The sequence below is a fragment of the Aeribacillus composti genome (assembly GCF_007827555.1).
GTDB lineage: Bacteria > Bacillota > Bacilli > Bacillales > Aeribacillaceae > Aeribacillus > Aeribacillus composti.
Window position 1 is genome coordinate 19,064 of record NZ_VISS01000008.1, and the last position, 16,126, is coordinate 35,189.

The 16,126-nt window shown below is 36.5% G+C and carries 14 protein-coding genes; 13 read left to right on the plus strand and 1 reads right to left on the minus strand.

The genetic code is table 11. The features are described 5' to 3' along the window. Window positions 1-402: 402 nt before the first annotated feature. From FB379_RS05825 to FB379_RS05850, 6 genes are all read left to right on the plus strand, one after another. Window positions 403-1,482: an LLM class flavin-dependent oxidoreductase gene (locus FB379_RS05825; RefSeq protein WP_063388875.1), complete on the plus strand. Its 1,080-nt coding sequence runs from the start codon at window positions 403-405 to the stop codon at window positions 1,480-1,482. Between the two features lie 195 nt (window positions 1,483-1,677). Beyond that, on the plus strand, window positions 1,678-1,890 hold the full coding sequence (locus tag FB379_RS05830; RefSeq protein ID WP_144597393.1) for a hypothetical protein: 213 nt from the start codon (window positions 1,678-1,680) through the stop codon (window positions 1,888-1,890). A gap of 49 nt (window positions 1,891-1,939) precedes the next feature. Further along, window positions 1,940-2,446 carry a flavin reductase family protein gene (locus FB379_RS05835; RefSeq protein WP_117017162.1) on the plus strand — a complete coding sequence of 169 codons (507 nt, stop codon included), beginning with the start codon at window positions 1,940-1,942 and terminating at the stop codon, window positions 2,444-2,446. A 655-nt stretch (window positions 2,447-3,101) separates the two neighbouring features. Then, a complete protein-coding gene (locus FB379_RS05840; RefSeq protein WP_063388872.1) occupies window positions 3,102-3,848 on the plus strand; it encodes an IclR family transcriptional regulator in 747 nt (248 codons plus the stop codon). A gap of 599 nt (window positions 3,849-4,447) precedes the next feature. After that, on the plus strand, window positions 4,448-5,419 hold the full coding sequence (locus FB379_RS05845) for an MBL fold metallo-hydrolase (RefSeq protein WP_117017164.1): 972 nt from the start codon (window positions 4,448-4,450) through the stop codon (window positions 5,417-5,419). 116 nt (window positions 5,420-5,535) lie between these two features. Next, window positions 5,536-6,519 (plus strand): endonuclease I family protein, encoded by a 984-nt coding sequence (locus tag FB379_RS05850; protein ID WP_338420489.1) that lies wholly within the window; start codon window positions 5,536-5,538, stop codon window positions 6,517-6,519. 524 nt (window positions 6,520-7,043) lie between these two features. Here FB379_RS05850 and FB379_RS05855 read toward each other — a convergent pair. Continuing rightward, window positions 7,044-8,180 carry a carbon-nitrogen hydrolase family protein gene (locus FB379_RS05855; RefSeq protein ID WP_144597395.1) on the minus strand — a complete coding sequence of 379 codons (1,137 nt, stop codon included), beginning with the start codon at window positions 8,178-8,180 and terminating at the stop codon, window positions 7,044-7,046. 716 nt (window positions 8,181-8,896) lie between these two features. Here FB379_RS05855 and FB379_RS05860 point away from each other — a divergent pair. From FB379_RS05860 to FB379_RS05890, 7 genes are all read left to right on the plus strand, one after another. After that, complete coding sequence (locus FB379_RS05860; RefSeq protein ID WP_144597397.1) at window positions 8,897-10,948, plus strand: BglG family transcription antiterminator; 2,052 nt, start codon at window positions 8,897-8,899, stop codon at window positions 10,946-10,948. Window positions 10,949-10,982: 34 nt separating this feature from the next. Continuing rightward, window positions 10,983-11,462 (plus strand): PTS sugar transporter subunit IIA, encoded by a 480-nt coding sequence (locus tag FB379_RS05865; protein WP_082829602.1) that lies wholly within the window; start codon window positions 10,983-10,985, stop codon window positions 11,460-11,462. Between the two features lies 1 nt (window position 11,463). Beyond that, the gene (locus FB379_RS05870; RefSeq protein WP_063388867.1) at window positions 11,464-11,748 is read left to right on the plus strand and encodes a PTS sugar transporter subunit IIB; all 285 of its coding nucleotides are present in this window, start codon (window positions 11,464-11,466) and stop codon (window positions 11,746-11,748) included. 45 nt (window positions 11,749-11,793) lie between these two features. Then, a complete protein-coding gene (locus FB379_RS05875) occupies window positions 11,794-13,056 on the plus strand; it encodes a PTS galactitol transporter subunit IIC (RefSeq protein ID WP_063388866.1) in 1,263 nt (420 codons plus the stop codon). 38 nt (window positions 13,057-13,094) lie between these two features. Further along, window positions 13,095-14,129: a zinc-binding dehydrogenase gene (locus tag FB379_RS05880; RefSeq protein WP_063388865.1), complete on the plus strand. Its 1,035-nt coding sequence runs from the start codon at window positions 13,095-13,097 to the stop codon at window positions 14,127-14,129. Between the two features lie 107 nt (window positions 14,130-14,236). After that, entirely contained in the window at window positions 14,237-14,419 is a 183-nt protein-coding gene (locus FB379_RS05885; RefSeq protein WP_063388864.1) for a hypothetical protein, read from the plus strand. 24 nt (window positions 14,420-14,443) lie between these two features. Further along, on the plus strand, window positions 14,444-15,499 hold the full coding sequence (locus FB379_RS05890) for a galactitol-1-phosphate 5-dehydrogenase (protein ID WP_066251196.1): 1,056 nt from the start codon (window positions 14,444-14,446) through the stop codon (window positions 15,497-15,499). Window positions 15,500-16,126 lie beyond the last annotated feature (627 nt).

The following is a 16,126-nucleotide window of genomic DNA, read 5'->3' on the forward strand; positions in this document are numbered from 1 at the left end:
GAATTAAATTTGGCTTCGTTGACGACCTTTTCGATGTTAATGTGCATACATTTACCTCCCCATATCAAATTTATTATTTTGCCATTACCTTGTCGTATGTCTCATTTTGACTCACGAAATCTTTCCCACTGAATTTACTTTCTAGGAGCAAACGCAGCGTTTGATTGTAAGCGCATACACCCCTCCTTAATTTTGTTAACTTATGTTTAACTAAATTAAATAATGTTGTACAATATATTAACAACTATCCAATCTTTTGTAAATAATTTTCTATAAATTTAGAATAGAAATTCTTATCAAAATAATTATTGACAGAAAATGATGAAAGCGTTTAATATTTAATTAAACAATAAACAACATAGTTAAACTATGTTTAACAATTACTATGAGAGGGTGTTTTGCATGAAATTTGGTTTTTTTACTTTGACTGATAATCCCATTGAATACGGTGCTGAAAGGAAAGATCCAAATCAGCTCATTAAAGATGTTGTAGAGCAAGGAGTGTATGCAGAAGAATTAGGTTTTAATTCTGTATGGTTGCCAGAACATCATTTTAGTGTGTTTGGTGTTCTTCCATCTCCTTCCATGGCACTGACATATATTGCAGCGAAAACAAAAAAAGTAAAACTAGCTCCAGCAACAGTCTTATTGCCGGCAAGCCATCCAATTAGAATGGCAGAGGAATATGCGCTTTTAGATTTATTAAGTGATGGAAGAGCCATTTTCTCGGCTGGAAGAGGGTATGACAAGAGGGAATATGACGTATTTCAAGTAGATTTTAATAGAAGTAGAGATATTTTCTTTGAGCAATTAGACATTATTAAAAAAGCATGGACAGAAAAATCTTTTTCATATAATGGAGAGTTTTATCAATTCCCAGAAGTTGAGTTAACGCCAAGACCGATCCAAGATCCACATCCACCAATTTATGTAGCTGCATTTAGTCGACCATCTATAGAAAAAGCTGCAGAAATGGGGGAAAATGTTATATTTGCACCATTTGCAGCTACGATGGTTTTTGGTAGTGTACAAAATGCTGTAAATGAGTTTAAAAAATTATCTGAATCGAAAGGTTTTAAAGGAAAACAAGCACGTTGTTCATATTTCTTAAATGTAGTAGAAAGCGAAAAAGAAGTAGAGGAAACGAAACAAAGAATGCTGAAATATTTCAATGGATTAGTACCTGCTTTCCCTTCTGATCCGAGCACGGCACCTCCGCATATTCGTTATTTTGTTGATATAGTTTATAAACTTAAGAACATGAAAACATCTGATTTGAGTGAGCAAAGCATTATTGTTGGCGATGCAGAATACTGCGTGGAAGTGTTGAAAAAAGTGGAGGCTGCAGGAATAGAAGAAGTTATTATTTATTTTGATTTTGGAGGTCTATCACACAAAGAAACTTTAAAATCGATGGAGCGATTCTCAAAATATGTAATGCCGCACTTCCAAGATTCAAATATCTCAATTTCCGCTCGGTGATTAATGAAGTAAGAGGGGGCAGTTCCGCAGAAATGTCACCCTCTTTCATTTGAAACAGTCATATTATCATTCTAGTTTCAGGCCATATATACGTGAGGCAAGATAAGCAGGAAAGATGAAAATATGATCCAATGATTTTTTTATTAGTAATATCGTCATTCTTTCACAAGAAAATTTTGAAGGGTGATGATGTTTTTGAATATTGAAAATGCTATACTTGAATATTTAAAAGCACATCCGGGAGCAAGTGCACAAAAAATGCTAAAAAACTTAAATGCAGCAATTAATACCAGATCTACACAAATAAAACAGGATACTTTGCAAACAATCGTTTTTAAAAAACTTAGAGTTTTAAAGAGGAAACAAAAAGTCTTAAATAAAGGAAATTCTTGGTATATATGCAATTAAAATAGAAACTGTATTGTGAAATATTTATTGGTGTAAAGGGGAAAGAATTATGCTGAAAACCGATAAACAACTTTTATTTAAAGAAGTGATGGGAAATTATCCTACGGGTGTAACGATTGTTACGACGACGTCTGAAGATGGAAAGCCCGTTGGACTAACGGTTAACTCATTTGCTTCTGTATCGTTAGATCCTCTAATGGTGCTTTGGTGTATTGATCATAAAGTTTCGTCTTTTAATGATTTTATTAAAAGCGGACAGTTTGTGGTTCACATACTTGCTGGTGAACAGCAGGAGCTATGCAAAACTTTTGCGAGCAAAGGAGTGGATCGCTTTAGCAAATGTCATTGGGCTTTTTCTGACAATAAGTTGCCGATTATTGAAGGAACTTTTGCTGTTTTACAGTGCAAAACATACAAAACTGTAGAAGCTGGAGACCACACTATTTTAATAGGAGAAGTACAGGAAATTCAAATCGATAGCAATAAAGACCCAATGTTGTACCATCGTAGACATTTTGCTTCCATACCGCCGGAGTTTTACACAACTAAAAATTAATGGTTAAGCTTGTAGACGGGAGGAATTCAATAAGTCTACAAGCTTTTTGTTTTTAAGAAAATGTGATCAGCGAACCAATACATTTTAAAGTAATCGTTTTATGTGCAAAGATGTTTCTACAAAAAATTTGAAGATTAAAATAAAATTCAATAAACTCTCCATTTTCCTGAAGTATCGTCAAGAATTTTATGTGCGTTTTGCGTGTGATTATAGTTATTTTATTAACAATCATCATATTAGTTAGGAACCATTCTTTTCTCTAGCCGCAATGCGAGAAAACCTCAGCCTTTTTTTCCATTATATTTCCTATGTGTATGAATAAAATGTTTGTTGGAGAAAGATAAGATCCTTTCCGTTAGAAGGAGGAGTTTCTCTTAAAAACTAGGTGGAAAGGCAAGTTAGATGCAAAAAGGACTCTCTTCCTGTATTGTGATAAGTGCACAAATCACACACAAGGAGGAAAGAGAGAACTATGTAGGAGTTTATCACAGGTGGGCAAAAACATTAAAAGAGATCGAAATGGAATTATAAGATTTTTTCAGTAATCTGAGATTATTGATATGATAAAAGATATAGAAGCGCACTTTAAATAAGGTCGATCAAAATTCCTTATGGTAATATAGATAACAAAAAGTGGAGAATGAGGGGAAACTATATGGAAATGGAAAAAAAGGGAATAAAATCAATTGAGGTAGGATTTTCTATAGTTAAAGCTGTATCCCGTTCCGACGAACCATTAACTATTACAGAGTTATCTAAAATATGCAATATGCCAAAAAGCCAAATTTATCGTTATCTTGTAAGTTTATGCAGAATTGGTTTTTTAAAAAAAGGTTCTGACTTACGATATGCCCTTGGAGATGAACTCATTTCGATTGGCATTCGTGCCATGGAAAATGTTGATATACATATTAAGGCTCAGCCGTTTATTAAACAATTAAATAAGACATTAGATGAGACTATTGCGTTAGCTATTTGGATTGAAAATGAGGGGCCGATTTTTATCAGTTGGGAAGAAAGCAGCAAACTAATTAAAATTAATGTTCGAGTCGGATCGATCGTTCCTCTAACGACTAGTGCAACTGGAAATATTTTTGCTGCTTTTTATCCAGAAACTAAAACAAAAGATTTAATTGATCGTGAGCTTTCCAAAAATCAAATGAATCAAAAGCAATTAGAGGAAACACTATCAACAATAAAAAAAGAAGGATATGCTTATACTCAATCGTATTTGCCTGGAATCACAGCTATTTCTGCCCCAATTTTCGGACCAAATAAAGAGCTCGTCGCAGCATTAACTGTGATTGGTCTATCCGGTGTTATAGATATATCTGAAAATTCTATATACACCAAGGAATTATTGAAGACAGCAAAAGAAATTTCCCGTGAACTAGGTTATTAAGCTTTAATTTGAAATAAGCTCCATTCGACTTAGAAAACATTGCAGGGTCATGATTTGAAAATATGAATCAGATATGCCTAACTAAAATGTAATCTAATTTTAGATCAACATGTTGAAAAGAATATGAAGCTGTATGATTTTAAGGTTCAAGCTGATTTCCTCCCCTCTCCATTGAATTTTAGGAAAGGGGTTATTTGTTTTTCAATAAAGAGCTTAGATGTTTTTATGTGAAGCGCTTCGATTAACAGCACCTTGTAAGCCAGATTACCTGTGGATTTTTCTCTGAAGCGGCAAAGACAACAGCGTGATCCGTGACCGAACCCCAGGAATAATTGATATTGTGTTGTTTCCCTTACAAGTTGTAAATAAATTGGCAGCCCCTCTTTTACAAACCTTTTTAAAAAAACATATAATATGTTTATACAGTTCTAAATTTTCCGAAGGGTATGGCAAAAATGGGGATTTGGTTAAAGTAAGCGTCTGCACTGCAAAGACTGAAACAAATCACATAACTCTTTTTTTTCGCTTTGTATCAAATTTTAAAGTCGGGGGTTTTAAGCGGTTTATTTGGTTCGTCAAAACAAAGGGGGAGTAAAAATATGGAGCTTCGCAAGCAAAATTATGAAATCATCCCGATTATCGTCGATGTTCCGTCTAATTTAAGAACGATCAACTTTTTTTTAGTAAAAGCAAAAGAATCCCTTGCTTTAATAGATGCCGGTTTGGATCATGAGGCTTGTTGGAATGCATTGTTGGAAACGCTGCAAAAAAACGGGTTGGCTTTGCATGACTTAACTGAAATCATTTTAACTCACAACCACATAGATCATGTAGGATTAGTGAATCGAATCATTGCGGATCACCCCATTCAAGTTTATGCCCACAAAAATGCGATCCCGCGCTTAAAGAGAGACCGCCAATTTCTTGAGATGAGGGTGGAGTTTTTTTCTAAATTATATGAGGAAATGGGATGTCATGAAGCAGGAAGGAAGCAGGTCGATTATTTAAAAGAATCGATTGTGAAAAACAGAAAACTTGCTATCCAAGCGGAGATCATTCCAGTCGAGAGCAGCCATTTGGATTTTCAAATTATCGAGGTGCCCGGACATGCTCCGGATCAAATTGCGCTGTATGATCCAAAGCATCGTTGGATGATTTCAGGTGATTTGCTGATTCAGCATATATCCAGCAACGCACTTGTCGAACCCGATTCTTTTGGACGGCGGATGCCGACTTTACTCCAGCATAAACATTCTTTAGAGAAAGTTTCGGATTTGCCTCTTGATCTCGTATTTCCGGGACACGGCGTATTCATTCAAGACCCGAAAGATTTAATAAATAAAAGATTAAAAGGGATTGAAAAAAAAGCGGAAAAAATTATGAATCTCATTTTAAACGGGGTAACAACCGCGAGCGGTCTAGCCCAAGCCTATTATGGAAATAAGTATTCGGAGCAGTTTTCGCTTGTGATGTCTGAAATTATAGGACATCTAGATTATTTAGAATTCAACGGAAAAATTAGAAAGGAGATGGAAAAAGGAGTTTGGCATTATTCCATTAATAAAGAATAATAGAAGGTTTTTGATTGGCTGTTGACGATGAAAATTTTTTCTTGTATTTCGCAAGCGGCAAAAGTAACAAAGTTTCATTGTTTGCAAGCATGATACTAATTATTGAGGTATGAGGAATGATGGGAAGAAAAAGGAGAAAAGATGCACCTTTAATTAAAAATATTGCAGAGCACAAGGAGTGGCAGAAAAAAGATCGTACTCGGACATCTCTTACTCTTTTGCAGAATCAGGAAAAAATCCGCCAAAACACGAAGTTTTATTATGATTCAGAAAAAGATAAAAAAGATATAGAGCATTATTACAAAAATGTCATCGGAAAAGAAATCAAGGGGCTGAACCTATTTTACCATTATCATAATCTAGTGAAAAAAACACATAAAAATCAGCTGCCGTATTTTATATGCAAAGATCATTATTTGTATACGTGGGTCGATTTGCAGCCGGATGGAACAGTGAAAAGCATCTATTCTGGCGAAAAAAGCGATCCTAGCCGAATCATACAAGAAGATTTCGAAATAATTCAAAAAAGATATGAGCAATTTCAAGCTCTTTTAGAAATAGTCAGCAAAAAGGACATTTCTTTATTGAAAAAGATGAAAAGCATTGACTTGCGTTTAAAATATAATACAGAACATATTGTTCCGCAGTCTTGGTTTCATGCACGGGAACCGATGAAAAGCGATTTGCATCATTTATTTGTTTGTCATCCGGAGTGCAATGTCAAACGATCCAATTATCCTTTTCATGATTTTTCTTTTTATCAGCCGGAATCGCCAAAAGAAAAAATCCGCAATCGCTGCGGAGTTGTTAAAGACGGCCGATTCGAACCGGAACATGGCAAAGGTACTGTTGCGAGAGCAATGATGTATTTTTTATTGCGATACCCGAATGAAATAAAAAAAAGCAGCCTTAAACAAATTAATCTTTCTTTACTGATTCACTGGCATGAATCGTTTCCCGTTTCCATCTATGAAAAGCATCGGAACCAATCGATTTATTATATACAGGGAAACCGCAATCCTTTTATAGACTTTCAAGAGTTAGCGTATAAAATAAAGTTTCCGTTTCATATTGGATCATGTGGCGTCAAGGAATCGTGAAATCATAGACTATAGGAGCATACTTAGAGCACCTCGTTTTGCAAAATAATCACAAGAAGAGCCGTTCTTTCGAAATACCGATTGTAAAGCTCCTGATTTTTCCTGCTTAACTCTGAGCTAAAATTTCAAGATGCTCTTTCCATACAAGATGACGGTCAATGGCAGCTTGCGGTCAGAAGCATTTCGGATTTTGTTTGTCTCTGTTTATTTGCAACCTGCTGATCCGTAATGGTTGCTGGTCGGCGATTTATAATGAAGAACAGCCGAATGTTCGTTCGTTTGAAAAATTGGCTATATTCTGTCATTCGGAACTCCCTAGTTTCGAGAAAAACAAGGGAGTTTTTGTTGCATATGCTTATAATGATTGACTTTTTCCCTTAGCAACGCTTCACTATCTGCTTGCTCTTGTTTGTTCGTAACTAAAGTACGATCATTGATATTATATTTGAAATACGTTACTTTTGATTTTGTCACATCATAAGTGTGAACACCAGAATTCGGACCGAAAGAACAAAGACACATGGTTAATTCCCCCTTGTAATTGCATGAACGGCTTCGCGCTGAATTTCTGATAATCTTCTGCTGAGCTCATCTGATTCACTGCTTCGAAGATTTTGTTCTAATTGCTTTAACAAGTTCATTATTTGATCAACAGATTGTTGATCATGACCACTTCCATTCTTCGGATTACTAATGTTATTGGCATTGTTCATATCTCGGAGCACTTTATAAGGCTCGCGGTTTAACAGAAGACTAGTCACATCAGGTCGTGAATAATGTCCGATGGCATCGTGCCAATGTGCCATATCAGCAATTAATTTCATATCAACTTCAGCGTACAAAATACCTTCCTTTCCTTTTAAAGGACCGGATAATATGGAACCACCGGGTGCGATAATCGCCGTCCAGCCCCCTCCAGGCTTTATCCACTCTTTTTGATAATCAGTCTGTGTTAACTTTTCCACATTGTCCTTGTCGACTGTACTTTGACAATTGATAACAAAACATCCGCCTACTTGAGCATGATAACGCGCAGATAGTTCAGTAGACATATCAAATAATGTATCCCAACCCGTTATACTTGAAAATCCTACCCATACGGCACAATGCAGCTGGGAGCGTTGTGCGATAAGGGAATGACGTACCAAATCCATAGTATGCTCCCAGCAGACCAGCCCGCTCATTCGTCCCAGCTCTGTGTCATAAACATTTAGATAACTTCCATCTCCCATGCCCCAATGAACACGCTCAACATGAGTCGGCATCAATTTCCTGTGTTTTCCAAAAATTTTCCCTTTATTATCAATAAATAAAATTGTGTTATAGCATGTTTTTCCGTCGCGCTCTGAGATACCAATAACGACATGTATATTATGTTTTCGTGCAGCTTCACATAAAGCATCAGTTGTTTTACTAGGTACTTCTACAGAATTGAGAAACCATTCCTTAAATAGTTCATGATACCACATTGGTGTTCCTAACCAGATGTGATACGGATAGCCAGGAATATAAGACTCAGGCAATACAACTAATTGAGCCCCTTGTTTCGCGGATTCTTCAATTAACGAAATAGCTTTTTCCAAGCATTTTTCCCTGTCATATAAAATCGAAGAGGCTTGTACGGCAGCAACCGTGAATTTCTCATTTAAAAAATCGCTCATCAGCTAATCCCACCTCACAGAATTTTTTAATTATAAAAATAATTAGAATATACAGTAAATTTTATTTGAGTTCAATAAAAAAATGACGTTTTTTATACGAATGAATAATAAGAATTTGTATTATGATTTCATGCATCTTTTCTTAATTTGTGATAAAATATGGATTTTCTATAATTATATTTTAAAATTTAGATAAAATTTTAAATATTTTTCATTATGTTTCTTTTATGAAATTATAAATAACATTATGTAATTGTGTTAGTATATTAGCTGATTCCTAACAAGACGGTTAAGAAGAGCTCGTACATCCAAGGACATTCGATTTTAAAGTAAGTGTCAAACGAATCCCGTCTTATCTTTTCCGGATGGACAGGTTTTTCGTCGCTATTGATTACAAGCGACTGGGCAAGGTCTTTGACCTTGTACTTCTTTATATTCTAAATCCTTGTTGGGAAGTCTATAGATAAATTAAATAAGTAATTGGATTTGAATCCATTTACTTGATGCAGCATCGATTTCGGAACGCCTTAATGCCTGAAAATGGATTTATCAGAAGGGAGGATGTCATTCGTTCAGAAGGTGTCTTTAATATTTGATAATAACGAGAACAGATCAGTTCATCCCAAAATTGTAAAGCGAAAATTCAAAAAAAGGAATGAAAGCGTAATCAATTTTAGGAAAAGTGGCCTAAAATTGTGCTTAGAAAGGAGGTACAAATGCTACTAGACATTCGAAGCAATTGTCTTTTGAAAGAAGTAATCAAAAATCCAAACATTAGTAGCAATGAACTTGCTCAAAAATTCAACTTGAGCAAGAGACAGATCAATTATAGTTTTTCCAAGATCAATGAATGGCTGTATGAACAAAATTTCCCTCAGATTGAAAGGACAAATCACGGCTATTTTGTTGTAGATCCGAGTTTACTAAAAGTATTGAGTGAAAAGGAAAATACTCAATCAGTCGATTTTTATGATTTATCGAAACTGCAGCGCGTCCATTTCATTATATTGATGATTTTAACAAGAATGGATGCCTTATCGTTGGCTCATTTCACATCTGAACTAAAAGTGAGCAAGAATACCGTTATTGACGATTTGAAAAAAGTAAAGGATATTGTCGAACAATACGGCCTTGAATACAAGTATTCAAGAAAGTATGGATACGTCATTGAGGGAGACGAATTTCAATGCCGGAAACTGTTAATCTCTATCACGAACAGCATCTGGACAGCAGATCAAGGAAAAGAAAAGATCATTCAGATTTCGCAATTATCTGTAGATGAGTTAAAGGAATTTAAAAATCGCCTCGAAAAAGTGGAGGCATCGTTAAATCTGAAATTTACAGACGAAAAACTTGAGTTAATGCCTTATATTTTAATTTTTATCTTAAGAAGAATACGGAAAGGCCATCATATCGGTTCTTTTAACCTTAATTATAATGAGATTTCCGGCACAAAAGAATACTTGGCAACGGAAGAACTTTTGCATGATTTTCCAAATGTTTCAGAGGAAGAACGGCTCTTTATTACTCTGAACTTGCTGACAACGAATGTTTATTGGTCTAAAGAGGAGATTGATAAAGAAATTCCTGAATTAAAAAGCGCGCTAAGTCAAGTGATCGACAACTTTGAAAAAAATACGTTCATTTTTTTGAAGGATAAAGAGCAGCTTCTTCAAAAGCTCGTCCTTCATATGAAGCCCGCCTATTTTCGAATTAAATACAATTTAACTGATACAAATGATGTTCTTGATGATATCAATAAAAATTTCAAGGAATTGCATCATCTTGTTAAAAAATCGGTTAAACCGCTGGAAGATTTAATCGGTTCAGCTATTCCGGAAAGTGAGATTGCTTATTTAACAATTTTAATCGGCGGGTGGCTTTCCAGGCAGGGCGACAATATTAGCCAAAGAATGAAAGCCATAGTTGTCTGCCCAAAAGGAATATCAGTTTCCAGATTGATGTATGGGACGCTAAGAGAACTGTTTCCTGAATTTATTTTTCTTGATTCATTGTCTGTGCGCGAATTCCAACAATATGAAATGGATTATGACATTGTCTTTTCTCCAGTTTATTTGAAAACAAATAAAAAGTTCTTCCTTGTAGATCATTTTATTGGTGCTGAAGAAAAAAGACGATTGCGAAAAGAAGTGATGTCTGACCTATATGGGTTTGTACCTGAAGTAATAAATGTTGAAGAATTAATGGGAATTATTGAAAAGCATGCTGTCATTAAAAATAAAAAAGAGCTTTACAATGCGATTCAAAGCTATATTCACCAAGGCTCTAACAACAAGTTAGAAAATCATTCTATTAAAAATCCGAATTTATGCGATTTAATTACTCCTTCAACGATGATATTCCGCCATTCGGTTCGTAGTTGGGAAGAAGCGATTAAACTGGCGGCCCAGCCTTTGCTGAAGGATAAAAGCATTAAAGAACAATATGTTGAAGCAATGATCAAACATTGCCAATCAGATCCTTATTTTGTCATCAGTGAACATGTAGCCATTCCACATGCTTCACCTGATGAAGGAGTAAATCGTTTATCGATGAGCTTATTGAAATTGCGAAAAGGAGTAGCCTTTGAAAACTATCAGTCCATTAAGTTAATCATTGTGATTGCAGCTTTAGATAAAGATCAACATTTAAAAGCATTCATGCAATTAATGAATTTAGTGAGAAATGAACAGGATTTGAATAAAGTATTGAACGCACAAAGCATGAAAGACTTACACGAAGTTCTGAAATTATATGCACAAGAATAAAAGCTCTTTTATTAATGGAGTAGGTGATATACCAGTGATTGATTTACATTTTGATGAATCTTTGATTTTTTGCGACTTAAAAGCGAAGGATCAGGAAGAAGTTTTGAAAGTAATGGGAAACCATCTTTACGAAAAAAACTTTGTAAAAGAGAGTTTTATAGATGCAATTATTGAGAGGGAAAAAACCTTTCCGACCGGTCTCCCAACTTCCAGTAATATATCTGTCGCCATTCCCCATACGGATTCCGTTCATGTCAATAAAAAGGCGATCAGCTTGGCGATACTAAAAGACGCTGTTGAGTTTGGAATCATGGGGGAGCAGGAGGCAAAAACTCCGGTAAAAATTGTGTTTTTATTAGCGATCGACAAGCAAAATTCTCATTTGAAAATTTTGCAAAAACTGATAAGCATCTTTCAAAACGAGGATGTCATCAAGTTTTTAACAACAGAAAAAAATAAAACATTAATCAAAACAAAAATTATAGAATGTTTAGATTTAAAGGAGATGAATTGAAATGAAGAAAAAACAAGTATTAGTCGCATGTGGTGCTGGAATTGCTACTTCAACTATTGTTAATGATGCGGTGCAACAGCTTTGCAAAGAACATAACATTGAATGTGAAATTATTCAAATAAAAATTACAGAAGTTGGTTCTTATGTGGACACGGCTGACTTATTAATTAGTACAACAATTGTACAACAGGAGTACCCGTTCCCGGTTATTAATGCACGCGCTTTCTTAACAGGCATTGGACTGGATGAAGTGAAAAAAGAAATTTTGGAAGCGCTGAAAAATTAAACAAACGTTTGATTATTTTGGTAGGGGTTTAAGGAGGGGAAAAATATGCAAGGTTTTGTTGATGCGATACGAGCATTTTTAGATTTAGGTGCAACAGTTATTTTGCCCGTGGCGATTTTTATACTAGGGTTAATTTTCGGACAAAAACCCGGAAAAGCCTTTCGGGCCGGTTTGACGATTGGTGTTGCATTCGTAGGGATTTTCTTAGTAGTTGATCTTTTAGTCAATAATCTAGGGCCGGCAGCTCAAGGAATGGTTGATCGATTTGGAATCGAACTGAATGTTATTGATGTAGGTTGGCCGGCTGCTGCATCGATTTCTTGGGCCTCCCCAATCGCAGCCTTTATCATTCCTCTCGGATTGTTAGTAAATGTTTTGATGCTTGTGACAAAAACGACAAAAACAATGAATGTAGATATTTGGAATTTTTGGCATTACACTTTTACCGGTGCAATTGTATATACGTTATCAGGCAGTATTATTCAAGGCTTAATTGCCGCGGTATTATTCCAAATTGCTTGCTTGAAAATTGCAGATTGGACAGCTCCGATGCTTGATAAATATTTCGGGCTTCCGGGAATTTCTGTTGCAACGGGAAGCACGGTTTCATACGCAGTTCTTGGTATCCCATTGATCCAATTGATTCAAAAAATACCAGGTCTTAAAAATTTAAATGCTGATCCGGAAACGATTCAAAAAAGATTTGGGATCTTTGGTGAACCGATCTTTATGGGGCTAATTTTAGGTGTCGCATTAGGATTATTGGCTGGATATTCTGTCGGAGATACGATCGAAATCGGGATGTCTATGGCAGCAGTTATGGTGTTAATGCCGAGAATGGTGAAAATTTTAATGGAAGGTTTAATGCCGATTTCTGAATCAGCTAGAGAACTGCTTCAAAAGAAATTCGGCGCACAAAATATTTATATCGGGCTAGATGCTGCCGTTGCAATTGGTCACCCGTCCGTAATTTCAACAGCTCTTATTTTAGTACCAATCACAGTAGCAATCGCCATTATTTTACCTGGAAATAACGTTCTTCCGTTTGGGGACTTAGCTACCATTCCTTTCATTGTTGCATTTATTGTCGGTGCTGCAAGAGGAAACATTGTTCATTCGGTAATCGTTGGTACGTTGTTAATCGCCCTGTCACTGTACATGGCGACAGATTTGGCGGCGCTCCATACTGAGATGGCTGTAGAATCTAAATTTAACATGCCTGAAGGAGCGAGCAAAATCTCTAGTATCGACCAAGGTGGAAATCTGATCAATTACGTTATCTATAGAATTTTTGCGCTATTCAATTAATAGTCTCCAATATTGCAGCTTGCTGGAGGGATAAAGAAATGAAAGCTTTAGTAAAAAAAGAACTAGGATTTGGGAACTTGGAAATAGTAGATGTGGAAGAACCGAAAGTCGGACCGGATCAAGTCAAAATTTTAGTGAAATACAGCGGAATATGCGGTACGGACATTCATACGTATGAAGGACATTACAAAGTGAAAGCCCCCGTTACGTTAGGCCATGAATTTTCCGGTGTAGTAGCAGAAGTCGGGGAGAATGTAACTGAATTTCAGGTAGGAGATCGGGTAACCTCTGAAACTACTTATTATATATGCGGAACATGTAAATACTGTCAGTCCGGTGATTACAATTTATGCAGCAACAGAAAAGGGCTGGGCACGCAGCAAGATGGAAGCTTTGCAACCTATTTGATTGCACGTAAAGAAAGTGTTCATAAGCTTCCTGAAAATGTAGATTTTCTATCTGCAGCGATGACGGAGCCGCTTGCATGTGCACATCATGCAGTAAAGAAAGCTACGATTCATCAAGGTGATGTCGTTTTAGTACTCGGCCCCGGTCCGATTGGTTTATTAGTCGCTCAAGTCGTAAAAGATTTAGGAGCTAAAGTTATCATAACCGGATTAAGCAATGACAAGCTGCGGCTGGAAAAGGCAAAAGAGCTTGGACTGGATTATGCCGTAAACATTCAAGAAGAAGACGTCAAACAATTAGTCAATGAATTGACGGATGGCTACGGTGTAGACGCAGTATTTGAATGTACCGGTGCTGTACCTGCTTTGAACATGGGGCTCGATTTATTGAAAAAGAAAGGCCAATTTGTACAGGTTGGCATTTATGCAAAATCTGAAATCCCTATTGATATGGAAAAAATTATTCAAAAAGAAATTGTATTTACCGGATCTCGCAGTCAAAAACCAAGCGATTGGGAGCCGTCTTTAGCCTTGATGAATGAAAATAGAGTAAATACTAAAACACTTGTAACACATCAATTCAACATTTCTGAATGGGATAAAGCATACGAAGCAATTAAAAGCGGCGATGCAATTAAAGTTATTTTAACTCCTGTTCATGAATAATCAGTTGTTCCCCACCGCATTTAGCAGGTGGGGATATGTCTAATGTAAGTCTTGGCAAAGGGGAAGAAGTAAAGTATTGACAAACATGTCAATAAGAAGGTGAAAAAATGATTGAGAGCATCATAGATTTTATTCTTGGACCGTATGGGAGAATGGTCAGCGATTTTTATATTGAACATCAATTTATCATAAATTCAATCGTGTTGGCAGTTGCATTTTACAAGCTTTTCAAAAATAAATCTAAAGGTGTTCGTTCGGAGCAAGCTATGAAGGTTCATAACGAAAATTAAACCATGCGGGAAAGGGAATAGGAAATGAAAGCACTAAAACTTTACGGAAAACGAGATCTGCGGTTCGAGGATGCTAGTGAACCAAGGATAGAAAATGAGAACGACGTGATCATTAAAGTAAAAGCAACAGGCATATGCGGTTCAGACATTTCAAGATATGCAAAACTGGGACCTTACGTACAAGGAATGATTTGGGGACATGAATTTTCCGGTGAAGTGGTAGAAGTTGGTCCTTCTGTCTCTCATGTAAAAGCAGGAGACAGGGTTGTCGGCTGTCCTGCTTTATATTGCGGTAAATGTGAAAGCTGCAAAAAAGGGATTTTGTCCCAATGTGAAAGCTTGCATGTTATTGGAGCCTTACAGCCGGGATCCTTTGCCGAATATGTGAAATTGCCTAGTGAAAATGTGCTTTTAATACCGGACGAGATAAGCTATGACTCCGCTGCTTTGATTGAGCCGTCATCCGTTGTCGTACACGGGCTTTACCGGACATCGTTGCAGCCGGGTGACAGCGTTGCTGTCATGGGATGCGGAACTATCGGGCTTCTCGCAGTCCAATGGGCAAAAATTTTTGGAGCAAGTGAAATCTTTGCGATTGATATCGATGATCAGAAATTAAATATTGCCAAAGAAATGGGAGCGGATTTTACGATTAATCCTCTTGAAAAATCGGCATATGATCAAATCATGGAGCTGACGAATGGAAAAGGAGTAGACATTGCTGTAGAATCAGCGGGATCCCCTGTAACTTCCGCCCAAGTTTTTTCATTAGCGAAAAAGAGAGGGCAGGTTGTATTTATGGGAATTCCATACGGAGACGTCCTAGTCGAAAGATTTTACTTTGAAAAAATCGTCCGAAACGAATTAACCGTATTAGGATCTTGGAATGCCATATCGTCTCCGTTTCCGGGAAAAGAATGGAAAACGACCATCGATTGTATGAGAACCGGAAAAATAAACGCTGAGGCGCTGATCACACATCGCATCACGTTAGAGGAAGGACCGAAAATGTTTGAAAAAATTTTAGAAAAAAAAGAGTTCATCGGCAAAGTATTGTTTTATCCGGAAATTAGGCTTTAATTTTCAGCCGCTGTTTGAGCTATGCGGAAAGCTTATTCTTGCCATTTGAACTATTGTTACCTGCTTGGAGCTTCATTTGCAAAATATACAAATGAATAAAAACAGCTGAACAAAGTCTAGCCTTCCTTATTTGGGAGGCATTCAGACTGTCGGCGAATGCTTTCATCCAGCGTCACTGGCCTCGTCCGCTCATGAACTTTTTTGGTTCGATTCGCATCTTCTCTAAAGATCAGTTCCTTGTCTGCCAAGCGTTTTTAAGACAGACTAAGGTGGAAAAAATCGAAATGAATAGACGCTTAGATGGTAGGGCTGTCCAAAAAGTCAGGGTTAACTGACTTTTTGGAGCCATTCATTTGGTACAGTCAAAATATTCCGTTGGAGAGGTGCCCAAGTTAACTGACTTTTTGGAGCCCCTTCATTTTAGGGATTTATCGGACAAACCATTTTTTCCTATCTTGTTTAATCCTTCAGAAGTCTTATGAAGGATTTTTCTTATGTTCTCTTTCTGAATTACGTTCTTCAAAAGTTTTATGATGGACATTCAGCACATACAATTGCTTCTTGTTGGACTTCATTGCCTCTATGAAGGACATTTACAAATTTTATTCGATTATTTTTGTCCTTTAC